We start from the raw sequence: 24291 nt of genomic DNA, 5'->3' as shown, positions 1-24291 counted from the left end.
AGTGTGGTCAGACCACAGGGCCGTTCCGGCGCGCGGCGACCAGCAACGAGCGGACCAGCGCCGGACGTCACCCGGGCCGGGATGCACCAGAGCAACCAAGGAGGCACCATGCGGATCGCGTTGTTGGCGACCTGCCTGGCCGACGCCATGTTCCCCGACGTGGCCGCCGCCACCGTCACGCTGCTGCAGAGGCTGGGCCACCAGGTGGTGTTTCCGCAGGCGCAGACCTGTTGCGGGCAGATGCATGTCAACACCGGCTACTTCGCCGAGGCGCTGCCGATCGTCCGGCATCACGTGCAGACCTTCGAGGCCGCAGGCGTGGACGCCATCGTGGCACCGTCTGGATCGTGCGTCGGCTCGGTCCGGCACCAGCACGCCATGATCGCCCGCAAGGGTGGGGATGACGGTCTTGCCGCCGCCGCGACCGACCTGTCCGCGCGCACCTACGAGCTGTCCGAGTTGCTGGTGGATGTCTTGGGAATCACCGATTCTGCCGCTCAACTCGGCTCGTACTTCCCGCATCGGGTCACCTACCACCCGACCTGCCATTCGCTGCGAATGCTCCGGGTTGGCGAGAAGCCACTGCAGCTGCTGTCAACGGTGCAGGGCATCGACCTGGTTGAACTGCCCGGTGCTGATCAATGTTGCGGCTTCGGCGGCACCTTCGCGCTCAAGAATCCCGACGTGTCGACCGCGATGCTCGCCGACAAGATGGCCGGCATCATCGCCAGCAGGGCCGAGGTGTGCAGCGCGGGCGATTCGTCGTGCCTGATGCACATCGGCGGCGGGCTTTCCCGGATGCGGGTCGGCGTGCGGACCGTGCACTTGGCCGAGATCTTGGCGGCCACCAAGGAATCCGCCCCGGCCGCCAACCCAGCCAGCACTACCGCCACCGGGAATGTCGGAGCAGCGCGATGACAACCTTCCTCGGAATACCGCGCCGCAGCCGCCCATCGGGGCACGGGATGGGTCACAACGGACTCCCGGATTCGCCGCTCCGCGGCCACACCTCGTTTCCCGATGCGGCCAGATCGGCGGTCGGCAACACCCAGCTGCGCCGCAACCTCGGCAACGCCACGGCGACCATCCGTGCAAAGCGCGCCGCCGTCGTCGGCGAGCTGGACGACTGGGAAGCCTTGCGGGACGCCGGATCTGCCGTCAAGCAGCAGGTGATGGCGCGCCTGCCGGAGCTGCTGGAGCAGCTGGAGGCTCAGGTGACGGCGCGCGGCGGCGTTGTGCACTGGGCCGCAGACGCCGACGAGGCCAACCGCATCGTCGCCGGCCTGGTGGAGAACTCGCTGCAGCCGGGCGACGCCCGCGAAGCGGTCAAGGTGAAATCCATGGCCACGCAGGAGATCGGCCTGAACGAGTACCTGGAAGAACGCGGCATCGAGGCCTTCGAGACCGACCTGGCCGAACTCATCGTCCAGCTCGGCGGCGACACCCCGTCGCACATCCTGGTCCCGGCCATCCACCGCAACCGCAGCGAGATCCGGGAGATCTTCCTGCGCGAGATGCCCGACGCCCCAGCCGATCTCAGCGACGAGCCGCGCCGGTTGGCGATGGCCGCCAGGGAGCATCTGCGGCGCAAGTTCCTCTCGGCGAAGGTGGCCATCTCCGGGGCGAACTTCGCCATCGCCGAGACCGGCACCCTCGCGGTGGTGGAGTCCGAAGGCAACGGGCGGATGTGCTTGACGTTGCCGGAAACCTTGATCACGGTGATGGGCATCGAGAAACTGCTGCCGACCTTCGCCGACCTCGAGGTCTTCCTGCAGCTGCTCCCGCGCAGCTCCACCGGCGAGCGGATGAACCCGTACACATCGTTGTGGACCGGAGTCACCCCTGGTGACGGGCCGCAGAACTTCCATCTGGTGCTGCTCGACAACGGCCGCACCAACGCATTGGCCGACGAGGTGGGACGCGCTGCACTGCACTGCATTCGCTGCTCGGCATGCCTGAACGTCTGCCCGGTGTACGAGCGGGCCGGCGGCCACGCCTACGGGTCGGTCTACCCCGGCCCGATCGGTGCAGTGCTCACCCCGCAGCTCACCGGCATCGACGGCCACGACGATCCGAATGCGTCACTGCCGTACGCGTCGTCGTTGTGCGGAGCCTGTTTCGACGCCTGCCCGGTGAAGATCGACATCCCGTCGCTGCTGGTGGAACTGCGCGGGCGGGTGGTCGATGCGGACCGCGACCGCACCATCCCCGGCGGCTGGGACGCGGCGATGCGCGCGGCCAGCTGGGTGATGAGCAGTGGCAAACGCTTCACCGCGGCCGAGAAGGCCATGAAAGCCGGGCGGGTGCTGGCCGGCAAGAAGCACAAGATCAGCTCACTGCCACCCCCGTTGTCGGCCTGGACCACCAGCCGTGATCTACCGGAACCCCCGCGGCAGACCTTCCACCAGCGCTGGCGGGCCGAGCACGGATCCAGCGACGACGCGCCGGCACCAGGAGGCGAGCCCAGATGAGCCGGTCCAGAACCGCCATGCTGCAACGGATCCGCGAGGCGATCGCCGGCACCCCAGAACCTGCCCCGGTGCCCCGCGACTACCGGCACACCGGCGACCACCCGCCCGGCTCGCCGGCGGTGGTCGAGCTGCTGGTGGACCGACTGGTCGACTACCGCGCCGACGTGCGCGTGCTCGCGCCGGACGAGCTGCCCGCCGCCGTCGCGGATGCCTTGCGGCCCAGCGGTTCCGTTGTGCTGGCCGACGACGCGCCGGCCGAGCTGGTCGATGCGGCAAGCGCCTCGACAACCCAGCTGATCGTCGACCGGCGCTCCGCTCCGCTGTCCGCGGCCGATCTCGATCACATCGACGCGGTGCTGACCACCGCCGCGGTCGCCATCGCCGTCACCGGCACCATCGTGCTGAACGCCGGCCCCGGCCAGGGCCGGAGAGCCATCACCCTGGTGCCGGACAGGCACCTGGTGGTGTTGCGTGCCGATCAGATCGTCGAAACGGTTCCGGAAGCCATTGCCCGCCTTGAGGAATCGGACACCCGACCGCTGACGATGATCTCCGGGCCGTCCGCGACATCAGACATCGAACTGTCGCGGGTCGAAGGTGTGCACGGGCCGCGCACCCTGATCGTGCTGATCGTGCGCTGACCCGCGCGCACCACACGTCGAGCCGACGGGCCGAGCCCGACTGACGACGGCCGATCGCGGCGTCAGTCCGCGGCCGTCGTCCCGGTCGCCATGGTGGCCGCACTGGCCAGCAGCCGCTGGAGTTCGCGCCGATCGGCTGCCGGCATGTCGGCCAGCAGCTCGTCCTCTGCCACGTGGATCCGGCGCTGCACCTGCGCGACCACCGCGCTGCCGTCCTCGGTGATCCACAGCGTGTTGCTGCGCCGGTCGGACCCGCTACGCCTGGTCAGCAGCCCGCGCTGCTCCAGCAGATCAAGATCGGCGACGATCCGATTCCGTGAGTACCCGAGTAGCTCCGCGGTGGCCAGCTGATTCATCCCCGGCCGGAAGGCGACAACCGACAACACCGCGTACTGCCACATGCTGAGCTGGTGCCGCTCAGCGGCATCGTCCTCGATCCGGCGCAGGGCGCGGGCAAGCGGAAACACCAGGCCGAGCAGATCTGGCCGCGGTGCGGAAGTAGCCACGCAGGCATGCTACTCAACCAGGAACAATCACCACTTGACAATGATTGCTACATTGGGATCATGTCTTCGACTCCGACACCCGACCCCGCTCAACACCACCTGCTGTCCGCGCTGAACGACGCCACCGGAGCGGCCGCGAAGATCCAGGCCACCGATCTGGATCGGCCCACCCCTTGCGCCGAGTGGACCCTCGGGGCGCTGCTGGGACACATCGGCGGACAGTGGCGTGGCTTTGCCGCCGCCCTGCGGGACGGCGATGCGCCGGCCGAGCGGTATGCCCCGATCCCGTTCAACCAGACCGACTTTGCCGCGGCCCGCGACGAACTCGTCGAAGCCGTTCGGTTGCTCGACCCGGCGTCGGCGGTGCGGATCGCCGACTTCGGGCCCGACCCGATTCCCGCTGCCGGCGCGGTGTCGGCACAACTGCTGGACACCGCCGTGCACACCTGGGACGTCGCGACCGCGCTCGGCAACGACTACCGTCCTGAGCCCGAAGTGGTGACCAGCGTCAGGAACATCGCCGCCGGCATCCCGGAGGCGGCGAGCGCTGGGCCGGACGCCCCGTTCGCAGCGCCGGTCGATTCCGCCGACGCCACCGATCCATGGGAGTGGGCGCTGGCGCGGGTCGGGCGCCAAACTCCAAGCCGCGCTTGACCTCTACCTGCCGTGCACGATGACGGTGCGCGACCAGACCCGGTACTGCAGGGGCCTGTTCCAGTCCGCGCCCTGATCTCCGAACACCATCACGGTCTTGCTACCGGTCACCATCATGAAGCCGTTGGCCGAGTTCTGGTAGTCGACCCAGGTCTGGGGCGTCCAGGTCTTGCCGTCGTCCCTCGACCGCAGGAGCGAAAGACCCGGCCGCCCCACCAACAGCAGCAGTGAGCCGTCGGCCATCCGCTCCAGAGTCGGGAACACGCTCGACACCGGTTGTCCCGTAGTGGTTCTCACCGGCTGCGGGGTGCTCCAGGTGTACCCGTCGTCGGACGAGTACGACTGGTACATCGGCAGGTACGAGCCGGTCCGCATCACCATCAAGAACCCGTGCTCGCCGATCCTGGTCAGCACTCCCTCGGGAAAACCCTCGAAAGCCTTGTCGGTACTCAGGTTCGGGTTGTTGGCAACGGTCGCGCGCACCGTCCAGTCAAGTCCCTTGTTCTTCGAGACCAGCAGGATCTGCCGCAGCTTGGTGTCGCCCTGGTACCGGCCGTACGCGGTCTGATAGAGCGTCCCGTCCGGGTCCTCGACCACACTGTGCACCTGCACGATCGCGGTGCAACCGGCGGGCCGCTCACATGCGTAGGCCGCCAACGGTTCCGGCGAGGTGAGCGTTCCGTCACGCTGAGTCCAGGTGACGCCGTTGTCGGTGGACGTCGCGCTCTCGATCGTCGCCCTGGTCGGGTCGGCGGTGGCGTAGTTGTGGTAGTTCATCGCATAGAGGCTGCCGTCCTGCAGTCGGGTGATGAAGATCGACGGCACCTGCGGCATCGGGTTGTGCGATTGGTAGTCCTGCCATGTCTTTCCGCCGTCGTCGGAGATCACCATCCGGTTCCCGGTGTCGGTGGCCGAGTCGCCGTGCGCCGGGAAGCTGGCGATGATCCGCTTGCCACCGACGGCGGTGGGCCATGGCACCTGCACCGCCGTGGTCGGCATCTGCGCCGGCGTGCTGGAGGTCGCGAGGTAGTACTTCGGCCCGATGGCGTACTGCGCGGTGATCGCGTTGGGGCGCCTGGCCAATGCCGGGCCGACGGTGACATCGTCCAGGTACGCGGTATCGCCAACGGTGGCGGTGCCGCTGCTGGCCACCTGCCACCCGGTGAGGGTGCGCACCGGGTTGATCGTCTGCGGCCCGGCGGATCCGCGGTAGCTGCCGTTGACCGACAGGTAGACCGCATCCTGGTCGCCGGTCACCCCGAGTTCAAGTCGGCTCCAGACTCCGGTCGGTACGGTGCCGGCCGGCGCCAGCGGCCGCCAGCCACCGCGTTCGTCGTACCAGCGCACCGCACCGTCGCCGACGACGATCAGGTGGAAGATGCCACCGGCACCGGCGGTGCTGGTACCGGTGAGATCGATCGCGATACCGCCGCGGACCGCGGTCGGCTTGATCGACAGCGCCAGCTGCGCGCCGGCACGGGCACTGAAACTGCAGCCGAGAACCGTTTGGGCCGAAGCATTCTGATCATCAATGAGCAGCGACTGCCGACCGCTCGCCGCGTCCGCGGCGGTGATCACCGCCGGCGCCTTGCCCGCGGGAGCGGCACAACCTGCCGGGACCGAGCCGGGCGTTCCCGACTCGAAGTCCCAACGGGCCGGATCCCGCAGCGCCAGTTCCGACCGGGCCAGTTCCGACCGGGCCAGTTCCGACCGGGCCGGGTCCGACTGGGCCGGGTCCGACCGGGCCGGGAGCCCGGCATCCGCTCGCGCTGCCGAGTCCGCGGGCGCGGCGGCGGGCGCGGCTCCGACGACGGGTTGACCGGTGGCGCCGGCAGCCGCGGCGGGCACCACCGCGCCGGTCGCGGCCAGCGCGAGCACGAGCGCGAGCGAAACGGCTCCGCGCCGCCGCCGCGGTGCGCGCGAGTCCGCATGCGCTGCTGGCAATCCGGTTCGCCGAAGATCCATGAGTGCCTCCCAGCCGGACGCGTCCGGGCCACCGTCGGCCCACACTTGAAACGCCGTTTCTATGCAACACCGGTGCCACCGGCTGGTCAACAGCTCGCGGGTGCCGACGCCGAGCCGCGAACGGGCTGCAGGTGGCGGGCCGGCGGCCCAGTATTCTGTCGGTACCGCGCCTGAGAAACCGGCCGGTCAGCCAGGGAGCGCATGCATCACATCTCGGAGCCGAACCGGCACCTCAGCCAGCAGGCGGTGCCGCGGGGCGCCGGCCATCGCGCCGGTTCACTCGTTGTCTTCGGCGACATCACCGTGGATCTCACGCTGCAGGTGTCGGCGGAGCCGCGACCCGGCGCCGATCTGATCGCCGACTCTTCGGGGCAAACCGTCGGCGGTTCGGTCACCAACACCGCGATCATGGCGTCCCGGCTCGGCCTGCCGGTGACGATGGTCGGCCGAGTGGGCATGGACCCGGCCGGCCGGCACGCGCAGGCCGAGCTGCGCGCCGAACACCTTGATACCCAACACGTCTCCGAAGATGCAACGCTGCCGACCGCCACCACTGTTGTGGTGGTGCCGGACCACGGTGAGCGATTGCTGATCGCGCATCGCGGGGCGAACACCGCGGCCGGGTTGACGCCCGATGCGCTTGCTCTGGTGCGTGGCGCTGGCGCGCTGCACCTGTCTGGATATTCGGCGCTCTCCCCCACCCAGACCACCGCCGTGGCGGCGGCCCTCGCGGTCGCCGGTGACGCCGGCATCAGGGTCAGCATGGATCTGCCGCCGGCCGCGGTGGCCGCCGCTGCGCAGGTCGAGACGGTGCACAGTTGGCTTCCACTCATCGATCTGCTGATCGCCGGTTCCGCCGAACTCGCGGCGCTCAGTGGAATCTCCGACCCTGCCCTTGCAATCGCCCGGCTGCGGGAACGCACCGACGCCACCATCGCCGTCAAGCGAGGCAGCGCGGGAGCAACACTGCATTGCGCCGGCGGCGACCAGCTGTGCATCCCGGGAATGCCGGTCCAGGTGGTCGACACCACCGGGTCAGGCGACGCGTTCAGCGCCGGCTTGCTGTACGGCCTGCACTCCGGAGCCCTCACCGAAGACCCGCACGCGGCGCTGGTGCTCGCCGGGACGCTGGGTGCGCTGACCGCAGGCAGACGCGGCGCCGGCCGGGCGCTTCCCGAACTGCCGAGCATTGCCTCGGCGCTGCGCACCGGTTGGAGCGGCCAGGACGGACGGGCCGGCGCGCGAGCGGCGGCCGCCTTGCCAGCGCCGACCCGGCCACTGCTGCGGTGACCGCCACCGCCGCACCCGATCCGAACTTCCGCCGGACCCGCCCGGCACCCCGAGACACCTGAACACCCGAGCCAAAGGATTCTTGCCATGTCAGAACAGCTTTCGCCGGCCGGGCCGCCGGTTGACGCACCGATCGCTCCGATCGTCGTTCGGGCCGATGTGGCCGACGCGCTCGCTGCCGGTCGACCGGTGGTGGCTCTTGAGTCCACCATCATCAGCCACGGCCTGCCGAAGGACAGCGGCTTCGAGGTCGCCGGCCAGATCGAGCAGGCGGTGCGCGACGGCGGCGCCACCCCGGCCACCATCGCGCTGTTCGACGGCACCGCCCACATCGGGTTGGACGAGCAGCAGCGCCGCGAGCTGGTCGACACTCCCGAGGTGGCCAAGGCCAGCATCCGCGACCTGCCGATGGTGCTGGCGACCCGCGCGGTCGGCGCGACGACGGTGGCTGCGACGTCGTACCTGGCCGTCAAAGCCGGCATCGAGGTGTTTGCCACCGGCGGGCTCGGCGGCGTTCATCGTGAAGCCGCCGACAGTTGGGACGAGTCCGCCGATCTGTATGCGCTCGGCCAGATTCCGATCACCGTTGTGTGCGCCGGCGCCAAATCGATTCTCGATATTCCGGCGACGCTGGAGCGGCTGGAGAGCCTGTCGGTCGGAGTGGTCGGCTACCGCACCGACGTGTTTCCCGGCTTCTACGTCAGCCGCACCGATCACCCGGTGCCGTGGACGGTGAACACTCCGGACGAGCTGGCCGCGCTGGTGCGGGTGCGCCGCGAACTCGGTCTGCCGCAGGGCCTTGTGGTGGCAAATCCGATCGCCGAAGATCGTCAGCTCGACCCCGCGGTGCACGACGCCGTGCTCGCCGAAGCGCTCGAAGGATTGCAGCGCAACAACATCAGCGGCAAGGACGTCACCCCGTACCTGCTGGCCTACTTCCACGAGCACACCGAGGGCGCCAGCCTGCGCGCGAACATTGATCTGGTGTTGGCCAACGCCCGCCTGGCTGCCGAACTCGCGGCGGCAGCAGCCGGCTGACCGCCGGTGCCGCCGCCGGCAACTCGCGCACATCCCCACTGTTGAACAGCCACGGCGCGGCAGCGCTCGCGAGATACTGAGCGCCATGACCGACCAACTGCCCGGAAACCACCAGCCCTCCCCGGCACCACCAGGCTTGACGTCCGCCCACGCGCCGAACCGCGGCCGGCGGTTGCCGGTGATCGCGGCGCTGGTCGGGGCGCTGGTCGGCGCCGGGATCGTCGGCGCGGTCTGGCTGGTCAGCTCCGCATCGGACAGCGCAGCGTCCGGCTCTGATCCGCTGCCACCTCCGATACCGATCGGTCTGGACACCCTGCCGGACTCCGTGCTCGGCCTGCAGCGTGACGACCTCGCGCTCGCCGAGAAGTACCCCGATCAGGGCAGGGCTCAGGCGGCCGTCGCGACCGACGGCATTGCCGCGTTCACCCAGGCGTACGGCGGCCCCGGCATCCAGATGGCCTACGGCACCGTGGAGAACACTCGGCTGTTGCTGACCGTGGTGAACGGGATGCAGCCGGCGCCGCTGACCTCCAGCGACGCCATGCTGCTGCGCGTCCGTCAGATCGGCGCGACGTCTGCGCTGCCGGTTCCCGGGTCGGACACCGTGCGCTGCACGGCGGCTCCGACCAGAGCGATCAACGTTGACAGCGCCGCCGACCTCGCGGCTGCCAAGCAGCAGGTGCTGGACAGCACCGACGCCATGATCACCTGCGTGCGCTCGGATCGGGCCAGGAACGTCAGCATTCAGCTGGCAGCCACCGGCGCGGGCGAGCCACCGCAGCCGACGACCGAACGCGCGCGGGCGTTCGCCACCGAGATCGACAGGCTGTGGGGCTCAATGGTGCGATGATCGCCGCCCTACCGATGTCGCCGCCGTCGCCGCCCTACCGATTGTCGCCGTCCGCCGGTGCTCGCGTTGCCACTCACGATTCACAACGCCGGGGTGCGATCCAGCGCGGTAACGTCCCGCCGACCCGGGCGGTCGAGTGCTCTAGAACGTGAGCAGCCGAGTCAGTTCTTGCCGGACTTGCCGCCGTCGGGCGCTCCGTCGGCAGATCCGTTGTCCTGCTTGAACATCCCGCCCAGCCGGCTACCGGCCTTGGCCAGCTGGTCACCGACGGTGTTGATCAGGTTGGTCAGCGGATCGGTCGACTCCTCGGCCGCGGTTTTGTACGAGCGGGCGGCGCTGCTCATATCCTCGCCGAGGTCCTTCTGTGGAGTGTCGTCCTCGCGCTTGGGGTAGGTGCCGCCGAGGATCGCGCGGTAGTCCTCCGACGCGGCCCACTTCTGCAACTGGGCGGCGCGCACCACGGCGAGGGGATGCGTCATGCCCTCGACCGCACGCAGCTTGTGGATGGAGTCACGGATGTCCTCCACCTGCGTGTACTCCTCGGCCTGACGCAGGAATGACGGTATGTCGATCTGCTCGCTCTCGATGCCACCGGCCAGGTACACATGCGCGCGCAGCGCCGCCTTCGGATCTTGCACGGTGAGCAGCCCAGCCCGGTCAGCGGTGAGTTCGGCCTTACGGAACCACTCGCGCAGCGCAGCGATCACCGCCCGCAGCCCGAGCGCGCCGGCCGGCACCCATGCGATGGTCGTCTGCAGGCTGAGCAGTCGGATCAGCAGGGTGCGCAGCACCGCGTGCCCGGACAGCACGTGCCCCATCTCGTGCCCGATGACGAACCGCAGTGCGTCGTCGTCCAGCGCCTCAACCAGCCCGGTGTTGATCAAGATGAACGGCTCGTCGATACCGATGGTCATGGCGTTGGCGTACGGGTCGCGGTGCACGAACACGTTGGGAACCGTTGGCAGGTCGAGGATCGCGGCGCAGTCCTGGCGGATCTTCTCCAACTGCGGATACTGCTTGTCCCCCACCCGGATGCACGAGGCCAGGGCCATCAGCCGCTCGCCACGCTCCGGGAAGATCCCGGACAACGTCTTGAGAATGTCGGCCAGTCCGGGAACGGCGCGCATGGTCGCCATCACCCCGCGGTCGGCCGGGTGCTCGTAGGCCCGCGGGCTGATGCCGGGGAACCGCACCCGGCCGTCCACCTTCGCCGGCTGCTTGCTCGCACGCTTGCGCTGCTCCGCCATGCTGCTACCCCTCCGCTGCTGATCCCTGCTGACCAGCAACCCCGACGGCGCCGGCACCCTCACTCTATTGACCTGCGGCGGCGCGCGGGAGAGTTTCGGCAGGGTCCGAATCATCCCGCACCGTGGGCGGGCGGGGCAGCCAGTTTCATCACCTGCTGCAGCAGCGGCCCATTTCCGTCCGCGACCGGCGAGAATCACTCACTGGTGCAGCGGATGATGAATTCGGCGGCCGTAGGCTGACGCGATGGAACCGGCACAGGTGGTCGCCGCGCTGCAGGCAGCGGTGCGGATCCCGACGGTGTCGCACGTCGGCGATGCCGGAACCGACGCCGGCGCGTTCGATGCCTTGCACGCCGAGCTGCGCCGGCGATTCCCCTTGCTGCATCGGGCTTGTGAGATCACCACGCTCAGCGACGCCGGCATCGGGCGCGGCCTGTTGCTGCGCTGGCCGGGCGCCGACACCGGCGGTCGCCCGCTGGTGCTGATGGCTCACCAGGACGTGGTGCCGGCGTCCCACCCGCCAGCGTCCGGCCCGTTCGGTGTCAACCCGACAGCCGAACCGGGCACCGAGCTGCGCACTGAGACCGATGCTGGCTGGCGGCATCCACCGTTCGGCGGTGACGTGGCAGTCGACGCCAACGGTCGGGACGCGGTGTGGGGCCGGGGCACGCTGGACTGCAAGGGGTCGCTGATCGCCATCTGCGCAGCGGCCGAGCGGCTGCTGGCCGGCGGGTTCAGCCCACGGCGCGATGTGTGGTTCTCGTTCGGGTGCGACGAGGAGGTTGCCGGGCCGTCCGCCGCGGCGGCAGCGGCAGAACTGGTGCGCCGCAACGTTGATCCGGTACTCGTGCTGGACGAGGGCGGCGCTGTCGCCGAGCAGGCTTTCCCCGGCATCGGCGATCCCCTTGCGGTGATCGGCGTCGCCGAGAAGGGCCTGCTGAGCCTGCTGCTGGTCGCCACCGACGCCGGCGGCCATGCCTCAACGCCCACCCGCAACGCCGCGGTCGCCCGGCTGGCCAAGGCCATCGTCGCCATCGACGCTCGCCCGTTCCCAGCCGGCGTCCCGCCGATCACCGTGCGGTTGCTGCGCACTCTCGCACCACGGATGAAACCCCCACTGCGACAGGTACTCTCGTTCCTGACCGGGCGCCCGCGCCTGCTGGCAGCGGTGCTGGCGCGGCTCGGCCCGGAAACCGCAGCGATGGTGCGCACCACCACCTCGGTGACCATGCTGTCCGGTGCACCGGCGCCGAATGCCATGGCCGACCGCGCGCAGGCGGTTGTCAACGTCCGGGTGCGGCCCGGCGAATCCACCGCATCGGCCGTGCAGCGCATCCGCCGCGTCGTCAAGGGCACCGGCGTTGCGGTGCAGGAACTTTCGGCGAGCGAACCGTCACCGCAGGCACCCACCGCCGGTCCGGCGTTCGAGTTGCTCACCAGCACCACCGCTGCGGTCCTGCCGGACGCGGTGCCGGTGCCGTACCTGACCATGGCGGCCACCGACGGGCGATTCTTCCAGCAGCACTGGGACCAGGTGTACCGATTCACCCCGATCAGGATGAGCCGGCAGCAGCGGCAGAGCCTGCACGCAGCCGACGAGCACATCGCTGTGGAAGATCTGCACGCCGCCGTCGACTGGTACACGGCGCTGCTGCGCGCCGGCTGACCACCCGGCGCGCTCAGTCCAGCCGGGCGCAGGCCGCCTCGCCGGCGAAGTAGTCGCCCAGCGCGTCGACGGCCTCGTCGCCGAGCGGGTTCACCCCGCGCCCCACCGCCAAGGAATGCGCTATCAACACATGCAGGCATTTCACCCGGTCCGGCATGCCACCGGCCGTCACGTCGATACCCAAGTCGCCCAACGCATTCCGGGTGGCAAGGTAGCTCTCGTGGGCCCGGCGGTAGCCGGCTGCCAGGTCGGCGTCGTTGGCCAGTCGTTGCGTCATCCGGGCCATCAGGCCGGATGATTCCATCCGCCCGACGGCCGAGTTCAGCGTCTTGCAGCACAGGTAGTACATGGTCGGGAACGGGGTGCCGTCCGGCAGCCGGGGCGCGGTCTGCACCACCGCAGGGACCCCGTGGTCGCAGCGGTAGGCGACACCGATCACGCCGCGCGGCGGCCGGCCCATCTGCTGCTGGAACAGTTCGGCGTCGGCCGGCGTCATCGGGGTGAGTTGCCGTGGGCCGGCACCCGGATCCGTCATCGCCGTCACCTGGTACCAGCAGCCGCCGAGGTGCTGGGCGCCGTGGGCCCGGCAGCGCCGGTGGCGCCTGCACCCGCGGTAGCAGCGGCGCCCGAGGTGGTGCCGGTCGCAGGCGCGACCGGAGCAGCGGACGTGCCGGTGGCCGGCGCACCGGTGGAGCCGGGTGCGGCGGTCGAGCCGGGTGCGGCGGGTTCGGTCAACGAGTCCCACAGGTCCCCGTACCAGGGCTGCTCGGTGGTTGCGGGGGCACTGGTGCCGGGAGCCGCGGTCCCGCCGGCCGCGGCGGTGCTCTCGGGTTTGCCGCCTACCACCCGGTACACCCGCTCGCCCTTCTCCACCCACTGCAACCGCTGCCTGGCCTGCTCCTTGACGTAGTCAGGGTCTTTCAGGGCGTCGCGACGGTCCTGCAGCACCTGCTTCTGCCGCTCCAACTCCTGCTGCTCGGCGATGGCGCCGGCCAGCTGCGCCCGCTGGTCGAGGTAACCGCGGAGCGGCACCGCGACGGCCAGCGCGACGGCGATCAGCACAAGGCCGAGCACCGTCAGCTGCCGCCACATCCCCGAGCCGGAATCCGCACCCCGGCTCTTGGCCGTGCGGGCAGTGACCCGCGCGGTACCTGCACCGCGGCCGGAGGATTTGGCGCCGGTTGCCCTGGCCGCACCGGAGCCGGTGCTCCGAGCGGCACCGGAACGGCCGGTGGCGTCGCTGCCGACCGGCCGGCCGGGGGCACGCCGGACGGCCCGGCCTCCCCGCGGGGCGGCCGGGCCGTTGCTGTTGCGACGGGCGCCCGGTCCCTGGCGTCCACTGCTGGCGGAGCGCCTGCGGCCGGGGCCCCGCTCGGCAGGGCGCCTACTCATCACTGATCAGTGAACCTCGGGAAGGCCAGCTCACCTTGGTAACGCGCCGCATCGCCGAGGTTCTCTTCGATCCGCAGCAGCTGGTTGTACTTGGCCACCCGCTCGGAGCGGGCCGGCGCGCCGGTCTTGATCTGGCCGCAGTTGGTCGCCACCGCCAGGTCGGCAATGGTGGTGTCCTCGGTCTCGCCGGACCGGTGGCTCATCATGCAGCGGAACGCGTTGGACTGGGCCAGCGCCATCGCATCAAGGGTTTCCGACAGGGTGCCGATCTGATTCACCTTCACCAGCAATGCGTTCGCCGCGTGCCGGGTGATGCCTTCCTCCAGCCGGTCGGGATTGGTGACGAACAGGTCGTCGCCGACGATCTGCACCCGGTCGCCCAGCTGCTTGGTGATCTCCACCCAGCCGTCCCAGTCGTCCTCGCTGAGCGGATCCTCGATCGAGACGATCGGGTAGGCGTCCAGCAGCTCCCGGTAGTAGCCGATCAGGTCGGCGGTTGAGGTCTTCTTGCCCTCGAAGGTGTAGTTGCCCTTGGATCCCTTGCCGTCGAAGAACTCCGTCGCAGCCACATCCATGGCCAACGCGATGTCGCGGCCCAGCTTGAAACCGGCACCGGAGATGGCCTCGGAGATGAGGTCGAGCGCGGCCCGGTTGGACGGCAGATTGGGCGCGAACCCGCCCTCGTCGCCGAGTCCGGTGGAAAGCCCCTGCTTCTTCAGCACCGACTTCAGCGAGTGGTAGGTCTCTGCGCCCCAGCGCACCGCCTCCTTGAAGGTGGCGGCGCCGATCGGGGCGATCATGAACTCCTGCACGTCGACGTCGGAGTCGGCGTGCGCCCCGCCGTTGAGGATGTTCATCATCGGGACGGGCAGGATGTGCGCGTTCGGGCCGCCGATGTAGCGGAACAGTTCCAGCTCGGCGGAATCGGCCGCGGCCTTCGCCACCGCAAGGCTCACTCCGAGAATGGCGTTGGCACCGATCCGTGACTTGTCCGGGGTCCCGTCGAGATCGATCAGAACCTGATCGATCACCCGCTGCTCCGTCGCGTCGTAGCCGATCAGCTCAGGGCCGATCTCGTCGAGGACGGCCTCGACCGCCTTGGTGACACCCTTGCCCTGGTATCGGCCCTTGTCGCCGTCGCGCAGCTCCACCGCCTCGTGCTCGCCGGTGGACGCGCCGGACGGCACCGCGGCCCTGGCCAGCGAACCGTCGTCAAGGGCAATCTCCACCTCGACGGTCGGATTGCCGCGCGAGTCAAGGATTTCGCGCGCGCCGATGACCTCAATTGCCGCCATGTCTTCTCTCCTCCGGACGCGGTTCCCCCGCGCCTACTTGTCTGTGATCTCGCCAGGATCTTCGCCAGACAAGACTATCCGGCCGGTGCCGGCTCAGGCGCTCAGCACTGCCACCTGGGACTGCAGCGAGCGCTGCAGGTCCTCGGAGTCTTCGGCGTGGTACTCGAACGCATACCGGCCGACGGCGCCGGTGCAGTAGAACTTGGCTTCGAGGGTGTTCCGCAGGCAGCTCACCCCTTCCATCCCGCCGGGCGCCGCCATCGGCGAGTAGCCGGGTTTGCTGGCGGTGAGATCGCGGACGAACTGGGCGGACACCAGTGCCGCACCGGCGTGATCCTTGGCCCGGTAGACGGTGGACCGGCCGCTGCCGACCGCGTCCACCTTCGCCTGCTCGAACACCTCGCTGTCGGCCTTGTAGTCGCCCATCGCATGCAGGAACGCCTTGGCCGACCAGGCGCCGTCGTAGACGGTGCCGTCACCCTTCTTGTTCGGCAGCGCGCGGGCGTAGGCCCCATCGGGGTCGAGCTTGAGGGTCTTCAGTTTGGCCTTGGGCACCGGTTTGAACGACGCGGTGGATTTCTGCAGGGCGGCCAGATAGCTGCCAACGGCCGGCAGCTTTGGCGTCATGTTCTCCCCGCGCTCACCGGCGAGGTAGACGTACAGCACCAGGCTCCCGGAGGCCAGAAAGCCTTGCAGGCTGGGCGTTTTCGGGTTCTGCAGACCGAAGCCCTTGGGCTGGTTCGGCAGCTTCACCGCCTTGTACGGCAGGTCGGGGTCGTCGCTCACCCCGGCTTCGGCCAGGGCCTTGGCGGCCTTGCCGGCGGCGTCCGGGCTCGGGAAGATCAGCGCGGCGAGGATCAGCGAGCTGTCCTTCTTCTTGACCGACCGACGCCCGGTGCTGAACCCGCCGTACATGCCCAGCTTCGTGCCGACGGCCACGCCGGGTTTGTCCAGCAACGCGGTGAGGCTGTCGCCGCCGCGCATCGGCAGCACGTTCAGCGACAGCACGTCGGTGTACTGCGGGTCGAGCGCGGTCGGGACCGGTAGGTAACCGGCAAGGGTGCGGCTCTGGATCAGCATTCCGGTGTTCTCGCTGGGTGCCAGCTCGACGAACTGCTGCGGCTTGGTCGGGTAGTAGATGCCGCCGTTGGACGTCTCCGGCTGGTCCGTCGACAACGCTGCGCTGTTAGGCGTTGACTCGCCGCTGCTCGGCGCCGACCCCGACGACGGCTGCGCCGGTCCGGGTGCGCCGGACGAGGTTGCCGGACCAGTCGGCCCGGTTTCGGTGGAGGCCGACGGCGACGGCCCGACGGGCGCCGGGTCGACTTCGCTGGCGCCCGGCGGGGGCGTCGAGCCCGACGTGTCGGAGCCTGAGGTGGTGGACTCTGAGGTGGTGGAGCCTGACGTGTCGGGGCCGGCGACCGCCCCGCCCTGCTGGGCAACCCCGGCCACCGTCGTCGCGCACCCGGAGGCCAGCACGGCAGCAGCCAGTACCGGCGCGAGCAGCCAGCGGCGCCGACCGGATACTGCCGGCCGGGCGGTTCTCGGGGCGGTGCTCGGGGCGGTGCTGCCGTGACGGCGACTGCGCTGACTCATGTGTGCCTGCCTCCCAGCTCGTTGGCCGCCGATGAAACGTCGACGGCGCGCTCACCCTCCGACGCACGTTCCGGGTGGACGGCTCCATCATCGCGTACCGCCCTGGTGAGCGTGGCCCGCTCGGCCAGTTGGCCGGCCGGCGGGTAGTCGACGCCGGTCAAGGTGAGGCCGCGGGCCGGGGCGGTGTGTATCGCCGCGGTGCGCTCGCCGGCCGCCAGCAGTCGCACCGGAGCGGCGAGGTCTGAGCGTTCCTCGCCCACCGCGATCAGCACCCCGACCAGCGACCGCACCATGGAGTGGCAGAACGCGTCGGCGGTGACCAGCACCTCGATCTCGCCGGGGTTCGCTGTGCGCCGGACGTCCAGCCGCTGCAGGTCTCTGATGGTGGTGCTGCCGGGGCGCGGGCGGCAGTACGCGGCAAAGTCGCGCAGGCCCAGCAGGCCCTGTGCGGCCCGGTGCATGCGGTCGGCGTCCAGCGGTCTCGGCAGATGCAGCACATCGTTGCGGCGCAGCGGATCGACGCCCCAATCGGCGGTGACGATCCGGTAGCGGTAGTGCCGGCGCAGCGCGGAGAACCTGGCATCGAACCCGTCGGGGGCGCGGGTGACGGCACGCACCCGCAGATCCGCGGGCAGCAGCCCGGCCAGCCGGCGGCGCAACCCGGTGAGGCCGGGCATCGCGGCCGAAGCGTCCTCGCCGTCGGGCGCGTTCTCGCCAGGCGCGTTCTCGCCGTCGGGCGCGTCCTTGACATCGGGGGCGTCCTGCGCGGGCGCCGAAACGTCCTGACCCAGGGCCGAAACGTCCTGGGCGGCAACCGGAGTGCCGCCGCCGGCGCCCGACGTTGCTGTGGCCGTGGCCGGCTCGCCCCCACTGGTCCGTTGCGGGCGGGCGCCGCGGCGCTGCCGGGGCGCCAGCCGGGCCAACGCGTCCGGGTCGACGTCGATGTGTGCGACCTGACCGCTGGCGTGCACGCCGGAATCGGTGCGTCCCGCCACCACCAGCGGCACCGGCGCCCGGAACAGCACCTGCAGCGCGTCGCCGAGCTCGCCGGCGACCGTGCGCAGCCCTGGCTGCACCGCCCAGCCGCGGAAATCCGTTCCGTCGTAACAGATGTCCAGTCGCAGCCGCACCAACCCGGCGGGCCGGGCGGCGTCCGGGGGGCCAGCGGTCTCGGCAGTGTTGGCAGTGTCGGCAGTGTCGGAAGTATCGGCAGTGTCGGCGGTATCGGCGGTCACGGCCGGCGCGCCGGGCTCGGACAGCAGCGCGGGCCCCACTCCGGTGTCGGAGTGGGGCCCGCGCTGCGGCTGCTCGGTCTTCATGACTGCGGCGTTCTTACGGTCTTACCGCCGAGCCTGCCCAGTCGGCGATATCAGCTCTCGCTGGAATCGCTGTCGGCGTCCTCACGCTGCGACGGCGGCAGCTGGAAACCGGCCTTCTCCGCGTCCTCGGCGGTGGCGAACCACACCTCGGCAACGGTCCTGTCGTAGAACGCCGAATCCGGCACGTGGTAGAGCATCGAGTCGGCGTTGCCCTTGATCGGGAAGCCGTCCGGCTGCCCGCCGTCCTCCAGCGGGGCGTGGCTACCGGGGCCGTAGGGCGCGTCGTCGGTCGATGCCGACTCCTCGACCTCGGTGTCCGCCACAGCCTGCGGGGTGCCTGCGGTGTCGGAGTTGTCGGCACTGTCGTCGGAGCCGGCGGACCCCGCGGAGTCGGCGGAGCTGGTGGACTCCGTCGACTCGGTGGCAGCGCTGTCGGTGCTCTCGGCGCCGGCGGCGGAGTCACCGGCGTTGTTGCGGCGGGACGCGGCCCGGCGCGCAACCCGGTTGGCCTGCGAGCTGACGGTCTCCTCACCGATCAGCTCGATGACGGCCATCTGGGCGTTGTCACCCTTGCGCGGCATCGTCTTGACGATGCGGGTGTAGCCGCCCTCTCGGGTGGCGAAGCTGGGGCCGATCTCGGCGAACAGCTTGTGCACAACGTCCTTGTCGCGGATGGTCTTCATGACCTCACGACGGGCGTGCAGGGTGCCGCGCTTGGCCGCGGTCACCAGCTTCTCGGCCACCGGGCGCAGGCGCTTGGCCTTGGTCTCGGTGGTGGTGATCCGGCCGTGCTCGAACAGCTGAGTGGCCAGGTTGGCCAGAATCAGTCGCTCGTGCTGCGGCGAACCGCCGAGCCGCGGACCCTTGTTCGGGGTGGGCATGATCTACGTGCTCCTATCAGATCTGTTCGGTCTCGGCGTAGTCGCCCTGGTCGTCACCGCTGCCGCCGTCAGCGCCGGCGGCACCCGCGGTGGCATCGTCACCATCGGCGCCTTCGGCACCGGCCTGGGACACCGTCGGGCCCCAGTCGTTGCCGTAGGCCAGCGCGGCTGCGGTCGGATCGAAGCCGGCCGGGGAATCCTTGAGCGCCAAGCCCATCTGGTGCAGCTTGACCTTGACCTCGTCGATCGACTTCTGGCCGAAGTTGCGGATGTCCAGCAGGTCGGCCTCGGTACGGCCGACCAGCTCGCCGACGCTGTGGATGCCTTCGCGCTTGAGGCAGTTGTAGGAGCGGACGGTCAGGTCCATCTCCTCGATCGGCAGGCTGAACGCCGCAATGTGGTCGGCCTCGGCCGGCGACGGGCCGATCTCGATGCCTTCGGCGTTGACGTTCAGCTCGCGGGCAAGACCGAACAGCTCCACCAGGGTGGTGCCGGCCGAGGCCAGCGCGTCCCGCGGGCTGATCGACGACTTGGTCTCGACGTCGAGCACCAGCCGGTCGAAGTCGGTGCGCTGCTCGACGCGGGTGGCCTCCACCCGGTAGGTGACCTTGAGCACCGGCGAGTAGATCGAATCGACCGGGATGCGACCGATCTCGGCGCCGACGGCCTTGTTCGGAGCGGCAGGCACATAGCCACGGCCGCGCTCGACCACCAGCTCGATCTCGAGCTTGCCCTTGTCGGTGAGGGTGGCAAGGTGCAGGTCGGGGTTGTGCACGGTGACGCCGGCCGGCGGCGCGATGTCGGCGGCGGTGACCTCGCCGGGGCCCTGCTTGCGCAGGTACATGACGACGGGCTCGTCGTCCTCGGAGGAGACGACCAGATCCTTGACGTTCAGGATCAGCTCGGTGACGTCCTCTTTCACGCCGGGGACGGTGGTGAACTCGTGCAGCACACCGTCGATGCGGATGCTGGTGACGCTGGCGCCCGGGATGGACGACAGCAGCGTCCGGCGCAGCGAGTTGCCAAGGGTGTAGCCGAAGCCGGGCTCCAGCGGCTCGATGACGAACCGGGCTCGGTTCGCCGAGACGCTTTCCTCGGCAAGGGCGGGGCGCTGGGAAATCAGCACAGGGATTCCTCTCCCATGTTCAGGTGACGACCGCTATATGACGTCACGTTGGGGCACAACAACTTTCGTCGTGCAGTGCGGCGCAGCTGGTGCGGTGACCGGCTGCGCACCCACACGGTGGTGCCGTGTGGTGAGCGGCTCCGCCGCCGGCCGGTCGGTGCCGCACCCGTGATGCCGGGTGCCGGCGCCGACCGGCCGGCGCGAGCCGGAAGCGCGACGGGTCAGCGATGAACCCGTTGGTCACACTTGTGAATCCAAGGGACCGGCCGACGGAGTCAACCGATCGCTGTGGACCCGAGTAGTCGGACGACGCAGTCGGACCGAATACTTGTGGACCCGACTACTTGGAGTAGTACTCGACCTACTTGGAGTAGTACTCGACGATCAGCTGTTCGTTGATCTGCGAATCGATCTGCGCCCGCACCGGCAGCTGGTGGATCAGGATCTGCAGGGTGTCGGGGACCACCTGCATCCAGGCCGGAGCGGTGCGCTCGCCCTGGGTCTGCCGCGCCAGCTCGAACGGGAACTTCGCCACCGACTGCTTGCGGATGGTGATGATGTCGTACTGCTCGACGCGGTAGCTGGGCACGTCCACCCGCACACCGTTGACCTCGAAGTGGCCGTGGGTCACCAGCTGCCGGGCAGCGCGGCGGGTCCTGGCCAGGCCGGCACGGTAGATGACGTTGTCCAGCCGCGACTCCAGGATGACCAGCAGAGCTTCACCGGTCTTGCCCTTGGTGCGGGTGGCCTCGTCGTAGTAGCGGGAGAACTGCTTCTCCATGACGCCGTAGGTGTACCTGGCCTTCTGCTTCTCCTGCAGCTGGGTCAGGTACTCCTTCTCCTTGGTGCGGGCGCGGCCGTGCTGCCCGGGAGGGAAGGGACGGCGCTCGAACGCCTGATCGCCGCCGACCAGGTCGGTCTTGAGGCGACGGGAAATCTTGGTAACGGGACCTGTATAGCGAGCCATTGTTTTCTAAACCTTCTTCCCCGTCAGACCCGGCGCCGCTTGGGCGGCCGGGTTCCGTTGTGTGCCTGCGGGGTGACGTCGGAGATCGCACCCACCTCCAGGCCGGTGGCCTGCAGCGAGCGGATGGCGGTCTCCCGGCCCGAGCCGGGACCCTTGACGAACACGTCGACCTTGCGCATGCCGTGTTCCATGGCCTTGCGCGCGGCGTTCTCCGCGGCCATCTGGGCGGCGTACGGGGTCGACTTGCGGGAGCCCTTGAAGCCGACGTGGCCGGCGGAGGCCCAGCTGATCACCGCACCGGTCGGGTCGGTGATCGAGACGATGGTGTTGTTGAAGGTGCTCTTGATGTGAGCGTGACCGTGGGAGACGTTCTTCTTCTCCTTGCGGCGCACCTTTTTCACGGCACCTGCACGAGTCTTCGGTGGCATGGCGGATTACCTGGCCTTCTTCTTGCCGGCGATGGTCTTCTTCGGGCCCTTGCGGGTGCGGGCGTTGGTCTTGGTGCGCTGGCCGCGGACCGGCAGGTGCCGGCGGTGACGCAGGCCCTGGTACGACCCGATCTCCATCTTGCGGCGGATGTCGGCCTGCACCTCGCGGCGCAGGTCGCCCTCGACCTTGTAACCCTCGGCGTCGATGGCGTCGCGCAGGGCGAGCACCTGATCGTCGGTGAGGTCCTTGCTCCGAAGATCCGGCGAGATACCGGTCGACTTCAGGATGGCGACCGAGCGGGTGTGCCCGATGCCGTAGATGTAGGTCAGTGCGATCTCCATGCGCTTGTCGCGCGGGAGATCCACTCCCATGAGACGTGCCATCTGGCCGCTCTCCTTCTTGCCGGGTTTCCCCGGGCTGCGCTACAGGTGTCGGTCGCGTCCCGTCCCGCAGTGGGGACCGGCTGGGATGAGCCGGTCCGTGCGGGCCCCGGCCTGTAGTCCGGGGGTGGTCCGCTGCCCTTGCCGGAAGTTCCGGCAGGACGGCGGGTGGTGACGCGATATTCAGGTGTGCCGGTCTCGCTCCGGCTCACCCGCCACGTGGCGGGTGCAGTCTTATCTGTGGTGCTTGCGCAGGCTCGTCGCTCAACCCTGCCGCTGCTTGTGGCGCGGGTTCTCGCAGATCACCATGACGCGGCTGTGCCGCCGGATGACCTTGCACTTGTCACAGATCGGCTTGACGCTCGGCTGTACCTTCATTGCTTTTCCTCGGTGTCGCTGGTGTGGGGGATGGTTCCGGGGAACCATGCGGCGCTGGATCTGCCCTGCCGCCGCGAAGATTTACTTGTAGCGGTAGACGATGCGGCCGCGAGACAGGTCGTACGGCGAGAGTTCGACGACAACCCGGTCCTCCGGGAGGATGCGGATGTAGTGCTGCCGCATCTTGCCGCTGATGTGGGCGAGCACCTTGTGCCCGTTCTCCAGCTCGACTCGGAACATGGCATTGGGCAGCGGCTCGACAACCCGGCCCTCGACCTCGATCGCGCCGTCCTTCTTAGCCAAATCCGATCCTCTTCTATTCCGTGTTGCAGTTGTTCCGTGTTGCAGTTATTCCGTACTGCTGTCTGTACCGCTGTGCTGCCTGCACCGGCTGCTCTTCCTGCACCGGCTCTGCGCTGCCCGGTACCGCACGTGCTTCGGCAGCCAGCGACAAGCCGCCCGCCGGGCACCGGCAGACCGCTTGCTTGCTGCTCGGGGTGGGTCCGCGCCGCCGGCTCAACCTGCGAGCTAGCATCGGCCCAGACACCGGGAAAGATGCTCGTCCCGAGCTGGTTCTCGGGCGAACAGTGAACACGCCAGAACCGGCCCGACACGCGCGCCAACAGTCAACTGTACGCGGCGGGCGCCCCTGAATCCAATCGGCGCCCGAGCGGCGTCCGGCGAAGCCTCTCGGCACTCAGCTTCCTCGCCATTCAGCCTCTCGGCACGCAGCTCGCCACGCAGCTTCCGCCACATCCCGGCTCCCGGCCCGACTCGCTGGGCCCGATCCCCCGGCCCAGCATCCGCGCAACCCGATGCCCACTCCGATGATTCGTGATAGTTTCAGGCTAATATCACGCATTATCGACAGTGCGCTGGATCGGCCAGGGAGAGCGGGGCCAAGCATGCAGCCGAGTCCGTACACCCCTGGCCAGATCGCGCGCCAGGTGCCGGGCCGCGACGAGCAACTCGCCGACATCGACGAACAGATCTCGCTGATGGCCGATCTCGGCGAGTTCATCGGGCGGATCAGGGTCGATGCGGCACCGCGCGGTATGGGCAAGACGTCGATCCTTTCGCAGGTCGACCAACTGGCCAAGGGCCGCGGCGCCGTCACGGTATGGGCAGCCGGCGGGGCGGGCGACTCGCTGATCGGCGCCATCGCCGACCGCATCGACCGACAACTGCGCGCCTGGGACGGCGAGCGGCCGCCGAAGCGCAGCAAGCACTCCAAGCTGCGCCGGATCCTGGACCGGCTCACCGTCAAGCTCATCGTCGGCGTCCCTGGAGTGGCGCAGGTGGAGGCCAGCGTCGAGCCCGCCGGCAAGTCGGGCACAACGACGGGTGCCGGCAACCGGCCGACCGACCCCACCCTCGAGTTCGAGGAGTTGATCACCGAGACGGTGGCGGCGGCCCAGCAGGAAGGTCACAGCGGGCTGGTGCTGCTGATCGACGAGATCCAGAGCGCCGACCCTGCCGGTCTCAGCACGTTGGCGCACACCTGGCAGAACCTTCAGCGCCGCGTCGGCGGGCCGCTGCGGGCGGCGGTGTTCGCCGCCGGTACGCCGGACGCCGAGGACGCACTGCGCAAGGCCGCAACGTTCAGCGAACGCTTTCACTACCCGGTGCTGGGGCCGCTGTCCGACCAGGCGGTGCGCACGGCGCTCACCGCGCCGGCCCGGGAGCGCGGGGTCAGTTGGCAGGTGGACGCGCTGGACGCCGCCGTCAGGTTCGCCGAGGGCTTCCCGTTCACCGTGCAGCTGGTCGGTGACGAGGCCTGGCGGGCCGCCGGACGACCCGCTCCCGGCGGGACGTTGACGCTCGACCAGGTGCGCACCGGCATCGAGCGGGCAGCTGAGCAACTGGTGCGACTGCACCGCACCCGTTGGGCAGACGCCACCCCGGCCGAACGCAAGCTGCTGCGGGCGATGGCGCGGATCGCCGCGGACACCGGCTCACCCTCGGTCGCCCGCAGTGACATCGCCGCGGCGCTGCACACCTCGAGCACCAGCCTGAGCGAGCTGCGGGAGCGGCTGATCACCAAGGGCGTCATCCGGCCGACCAGTCGCGGGCGGTTGGGCTTCACCGTCAACGGTTTCGGCGATTACGTGCTGCAGGGCAATCTGGACCCCGACGACTGAATCCTGCTCGCCGGCACACCGGACCACCCGAGCAGCGGCGGGACGGCGCGGCAAGCGCG

The 24291-nt window shown here is 69.6% G+C and carries 25 protein-coding genes; 10 read left to right on the top strand and 15 right to left on the bottom strand.

The annotated features are described in order from the left end of the window. Nucleotides 1-108 precede the first annotated feature (108 nt). Genes HKD39_RS05915 through HKD39_RS05905 form a run of 3 tightly spaced genes read left to right on the top strand, consistent with a single transcriptional unit; the run spans nucleotide 109 to nucleotide 3112 of the window. Nucleotides 109-918, top strand: coding sequence for a (Fe-S)-binding protein (locus tag HKD39_RS05915; RefSeq protein ID WP_171198858.1), 810 nt, complete (start codon nucleotides 109-111; stop codon nucleotides 916-918). After that, entirely contained in the window at nucleotides 915-2471 is a 1557-nt protein-coding gene (locus HKD39_RS05910; protein ID WP_171198857.1) for a LutB/LldF family L-lactate oxidation iron-sulfur protein, read from the top strand. Before HKD39_RS05915 ends, HKD39_RS05910 begins: the two co-directional genes overlap by 4 nt. Beyond that, on the top strand, nucleotides 2468-3112 hold the full coding sequence (locus HKD39_RS05905) for a LutC/YkgG family protein (protein WP_171198856.1): 645 nt from the start codon (nucleotides 2468-2470) through the stop codon (nucleotides 3110-3112). Before HKD39_RS05910 ends, HKD39_RS05905 begins: the two co-directional genes overlap by 4 nt. A 62-nt stretch (nucleotides 3113-3174) precedes the next feature. Here HKD39_RS05905 and HKD39_RS05900 read toward each other — a convergent pair whose 3' ends face one another. Beyond that, nucleotides 3175-3618, bottom strand: coding sequence for a MarR family winged helix-turn-helix transcriptional regulator (locus HKD39_RS05900; protein ID WP_171198855.1), 444 nt, complete (start codon nucleotides 3616-3618; stop codon nucleotides 3175-3177). A 60-nt stretch (nucleotides 3619-3678) separates the two neighbouring features. On the opposite strand from HKD39_RS05900, the gene HKD39_RS05895 reads away from it, so the two are divergent. Then, nucleotides 3679-4272 carry a TIGR03086 family metal-binding protein gene (locus HKD39_RS05895; protein ID WP_171198854.1) on the top strand — a complete coding sequence of 198 codons (594 nt, stop codon included), beginning with the start codon at nucleotides 3679-3681 and terminating at the stop codon, nucleotides 4270-4272. A gap of 3 nt (nucleotides 4273-4275) precedes the next feature. Here the strand turns inward: HKD39_RS05895 and HKD39_RS05890 are convergent, their stop codons facing one another. Next, nucleotides 4276-6150: a sialidase family protein gene (locus HKD39_RS05890; RefSeq protein WP_212754025.1), complete on the bottom strand. Its 1875-nt coding sequence runs from the start codon at nucleotides 6148-6150 to the stop codon at nucleotides 4276-4278. A 288-nt stretch (nucleotides 6151-6438) separates the two neighbouring features. Between HKD39_RS05890 and HKD39_RS05885 the strand changes: the two genes are divergently transcribed. From HKD39_RS05885 to HKD39_RS05875, 3 genes are all read left to right on the top strand, one after another. Beyond that, nucleotides 6439-7527: a carbohydrate kinase family protein gene (locus HKD39_RS05885; protein ID WP_171198852.1), complete on the top strand. Its 1089-nt coding sequence runs from the start codon at nucleotides 6439-6441 to the stop codon at nucleotides 7525-7527. Nucleotides 7528-7614: 87 nt separating this feature from the next. After that, nucleotides 7615-8565, top strand: a complete 951-nt coding sequence (locus HKD39_RS05880) for a pseudouridine-5'-phosphate glycosidase (RefSeq protein ID WP_171198851.1) — start codon at nucleotides 7615-7617, stop codon at nucleotides 8563-8565. 85 nt (nucleotides 8566-8650) lie between these two features. Beyond that, a complete protein-coding gene (locus HKD39_RS05875) occupies nucleotides 8651-9415 on the top strand; it encodes a hypothetical protein (protein ID WP_171198850.1) in 765 nt (254 codons plus the stop codon). Nucleotides 9416-9576: 161 nt separating this feature from the next. Here the strand turns inward: HKD39_RS05875 and HKD39_RS05870 are convergent, their stop codons facing one another. After that, on the bottom strand, nucleotides 9577-10662 hold the full coding sequence (locus HKD39_RS05870) for a M48 family metalloprotease (protein WP_171199000.1): 1086 nt from the start codon (nucleotides 10660-10662) through the stop codon (nucleotides 9577-9579). Nucleotides 10663-10906: 244 nt separating this feature from the next. On the opposite strand from HKD39_RS05870, the gene HKD39_RS05865 reads away from it, so the two are divergent. Next, nucleotides 10907-12328 carry a M20/M25/M40 family metallo-hydrolase gene (locus HKD39_RS05865; protein WP_171198849.1) on the top strand — a complete coding sequence of 474 codons (1422 nt, stop codon included), beginning with the start codon at nucleotides 10907-10909 and terminating at the stop codon, nucleotides 12326-12328. A 13-nt stretch (nucleotides 12329-12341) separates the two neighbouring features. Here the strand turns inward: HKD39_RS05865 and HKD39_RS05860 are convergent, their stop codons facing one another. The 4 genes from HKD39_RS05860 to HKD39_RS05845 all read right to left on the bottom strand — a co-directional run bounded on the left by HKD39_RS05860 (nucleotide 12342) and on the right by HKD39_RS05845 (nucleotide 16191). Next, nucleotides 12342-12863, bottom strand: coding sequence for a DUF501 domain-containing protein (locus HKD39_RS05860; RefSeq protein WP_171198848.1), 522 nt, complete (start codon nucleotides 12861-12863; stop codon nucleotides 12342-12344). Between the two features lie 5 nt (nucleotides 12864-12868). Further along, nucleotides 12869-13720 (bottom strand): FtsB family cell division protein, encoded by an 852-nt coding sequence (locus HKD39_RS05855; protein WP_171198847.1) that lies wholly within the window; start codon nucleotides 13718-13720, stop codon nucleotides 12869-12871. Next, nucleotides 13720-15015 (bottom strand): phosphopyruvate hydratase, encoded by a 1296-nt coding sequence (gene eno / locus HKD39_RS05850; RefSeq protein ID WP_171198846.1) that lies wholly within the window; start codon nucleotides 15013-15015, stop codon nucleotides 13720-13722. The genes HKD39_RS05855 and eno overlap by 1 nt, the downstream gene beginning before the upstream one ends. 93 nt (nucleotides 15016-15108) lie before the next feature. Beyond that, nucleotides 15109-16191, bottom strand: a complete 1083-nt coding sequence (locus HKD39_RS05845) for a DUF7373 family lipoprotein (RefSeq protein ID WP_171198845.1) — start codon at nucleotides 16189-16191, stop codon at nucleotides 15109-15111. Between HKD39_RS05845 and HKD39_RS05840 the strand changes: the two genes are divergently transcribed. Next, entirely contained in the window at nucleotides 16163-16591 is a 429-nt protein-coding gene (locus HKD39_RS05840) for a hypothetical protein (RefSeq protein ID WP_171198844.1), read from the top strand. The two genes, HKD39_RS05845 and HKD39_RS05840, sit on opposite strands and share 29 nt — an antisense overlap. 16 nt (nucleotides 16592-16607) lie before the next feature. Here HKD39_RS05840 and HKD39_RS18660 read toward each other — a convergent pair whose 3' ends face one another. The 8 genes from HKD39_RS18660 to infA form a co-directional block, all read right to left on the bottom strand. Further along, a complete protein-coding gene (locus HKD39_RS18660) occupies nucleotides 16608-17930 on the bottom strand; it encodes a tRNA pseudouridine synthase A (protein WP_212754021.1) in 1323 nt (440 codons plus the stop codon). A gap of 50 nt (nucleotides 17931-17980) precedes the next feature. Next, nucleotides 17981-18811 carry a 50S ribosomal protein L17 gene (rplQ, locus tag HKD39_RS20340; RefSeq protein WP_171198843.1) on the bottom strand — a complete coding sequence of 277 codons (831 nt, stop codon included), beginning with the start codon at nucleotides 18809-18811 and terminating at the stop codon, nucleotides 17981-17983. Nucleotides 18812-18827: 16 nt separating this feature from the next. Beyond that, nucleotides 18828-19937, bottom strand: coding sequence for a DNA-directed RNA polymerase subunit alpha (locus HKD39_RS05820; RefSeq protein WP_171198842.1), 1110 nt, complete (start codon nucleotides 19935-19937; stop codon nucleotides 18828-18830). Between the two features lie 361 nt (nucleotides 19938-20298). After that, the gene (gene rpsD, locus HKD39_RS05815; protein ID WP_171198841.1) at nucleotides 20299-20904 is read right to left on the bottom strand and encodes a 30S ribosomal protein S4; all 606 of its coding nucleotides are present in this window, start codon (nucleotides 20902-20904) and stop codon (nucleotides 20299-20301) included. A 23-nt stretch (nucleotides 20905-20927) separates the two neighbouring features. Then, entirely contained in the window at nucleotides 20928-21332 is a 405-nt protein-coding gene (rpsK, locus tag HKD39_RS05810; protein ID WP_171198840.1) for a 30S ribosomal protein S11, read from the bottom strand. Between the two features lie 6 nt (nucleotides 21333-21338). After that, on the bottom strand, nucleotides 21339-21716 hold the full coding sequence (rpsM, locus tag HKD39_RS05805; protein ID WP_171198839.1) for a 30S ribosomal protein S13: 378 nt from the start codon (nucleotides 21714-21716) through the stop codon (nucleotides 21339-21341). A gap of 261 nt (nucleotides 21717-21977) precedes the next feature. After that, entirely contained in the window at nucleotides 21978-22091 is a 114-nt protein-coding gene (rpmJ, locus tag HKD39_RS05800; protein ID WP_171198838.1) for a 50S ribosomal protein L36, read from the bottom strand. A gap of 81 nt (nucleotides 22092-22172) precedes the next feature. After that, a complete protein-coding gene (gene infA, locus HKD39_RS05795) occupies nucleotides 22173-22394 on the bottom strand; it encodes a translation initiation factor IF-1 (RefSeq protein ID WP_004558881.1) in 222 nt (73 codons plus the stop codon). A gap of 602 nt (nucleotides 22395-22996) precedes the next feature. On the opposite strand from infA, the gene HKD39_RS05790 reads away from it, so the two are divergent. Beyond that, the gene (locus tag HKD39_RS05790) at nucleotides 22997-24232 is read left to right on the top strand and encodes an ATP-binding protein (RefSeq protein WP_171198837.1); all 1236 of its coding nucleotides are present in this window, start codon (nucleotides 22997-22999) and stop codon (nucleotides 24230-24232) included. Nucleotides 24233-24291: the final 59 nt, after the last annotated feature.

Source organism: Nakamurella aerolata, assembly GCF_013002705.1.
GTDB lineage: Bacteria > Actinomycetota > Actinomycetes > Mycobacteriales > Nakamurellaceae > Nakamurella > Nakamurella aerolata.
This window is presented reverse-complemented; position numbering and strand designations above follow the sequence as displayed.

Excerpts from the sequence above, each read along its gene's own strand:
- HKD39_RS05915 (WP_171198858.1), top strand. The coding sequence starts at position 109 with ATGCGGATCGCGTTGTTGGCGACCTGCCTGGCCGACGCCATGTTCCCC.
- HKD39_RS05910 (WP_171198857.1), top strand. The coding sequence starts at position 915 with ATGACAACCTTCCTCGGAATACCGCGCCGCAGCCGCCCATCGGGGCAC.
- HKD39_RS05905 (WP_171198856.1), top strand. The coding sequence starts at position 2,468 with ATGAGCCGGTCCAGAACCGCCATGCTGCAACGGATCCGCGAGGCGATC.
- HKD39_RS05895 (WP_171198854.1), top strand. The coding sequence starts at position 3,679 with ATGTCTTCGACTCCGACACCCGACCCCGCTCAACACCACCTGCTGTCC.
- HKD39_RS05885 (WP_171198852.1), top strand. The coding sequence starts at position 6,439 with ATGCATCACATCTCGGAGCCGAACCGGCACCTCAGCCAGCAGGCGGTG.
- HKD39_RS05880 (WP_171198851.1), top strand. The coding sequence starts at position 7,615 with ATGTCAGAACAGCTTTCGCCGGCCGGGCCGCCGGTTGACGCACCGATC.
- HKD39_RS05875 (WP_171198850.1), top strand. The coding sequence starts at position 8,651 with ATGACCGACCAACTGCCCGGAAACCACCAGCCCTCCCCGGCACCACCA.
- HKD39_RS05870 (WP_171199000.1), bottom strand. The coding sequence starts at position 10,662 with ATGGCGGAGCAGCGCAAGCGTGCGAGCAAGCAGCCGGCGAAGGTGGAC.
- HKD39_RS05865 (WP_171198849.1), top strand. The coding sequence starts at position 10,907 with ATGGAACCGGCACAGGTGGTCGCCGCGCTGCAGGCAGCGGTGCGGATC.
- HKD39_RS05860 (WP_171198848.1), bottom strand. The coding sequence starts at position 12,863 with ATGACGGATCCGGGTGCCGGCCCACGGCAACTCACCCCGATGACGCCG.
- HKD39_RS05855 (WP_171198847.1), bottom strand. The coding sequence starts at position 13,720 with ATGAGTAGGCGCCCTGCCGAGCGGGGCCCCGGCCGCAGGCGCTCCGCC.
- eno (WP_171198846.1), bottom strand. The coding sequence starts at position 15,015 with ATGGCGGCAATTGAGGTCATCGGCGCGCGCGAAATCCTTGACTCGCGC.
- HKD39_RS18660 (WP_212754021.1), bottom strand. The coding sequence starts at position 17,930 with ATGAAGACCGAGCAGCCGCAGCGCGGGCCCCACTCCGACACCGGAGTG.
- rplQ (WP_171198843.1), bottom strand. The coding sequence starts at position 18,811 with ATGCCCACCCCGAACAAGGGTCCGCGGCTCGGCGGTTCGCCGCAGCAC.
- rpsD (WP_171198841.1), bottom strand. The coding sequence starts at position 20,904 with ATGGCTCGCTATACAGGTCCCGTTACCAAGATTTCCCGTCGCCTCAAG.
- rpsK (WP_171198840.1), bottom strand. The coding sequence starts at position 21,332 with ATGCCACCGAAGACTCGTGCAGGTGCCGTGAAAAAGGTGCGCCGCAAG.
- rpsM (WP_171198839.1), bottom strand. The coding sequence starts at position 21,716 with ATGGCACGTCTCATGGGAGTGGATCTCCCGCGCGACAAGCGCATGGAG.
- rpmJ (WP_171198838.1), bottom strand. The coding sequence starts at position 22,091 with ATGAAGGTACAGCCGAGCGTCAAGCCGATCTGTGACAAGTGCAAGGTC.
- HKD39_RS05790 (WP_171198837.1), top strand. The coding sequence starts at position 22,997 with ATGCAGCCGAGTCCGTACACCCCTGGCCAGATCGCGCGCCAGGTGCCG.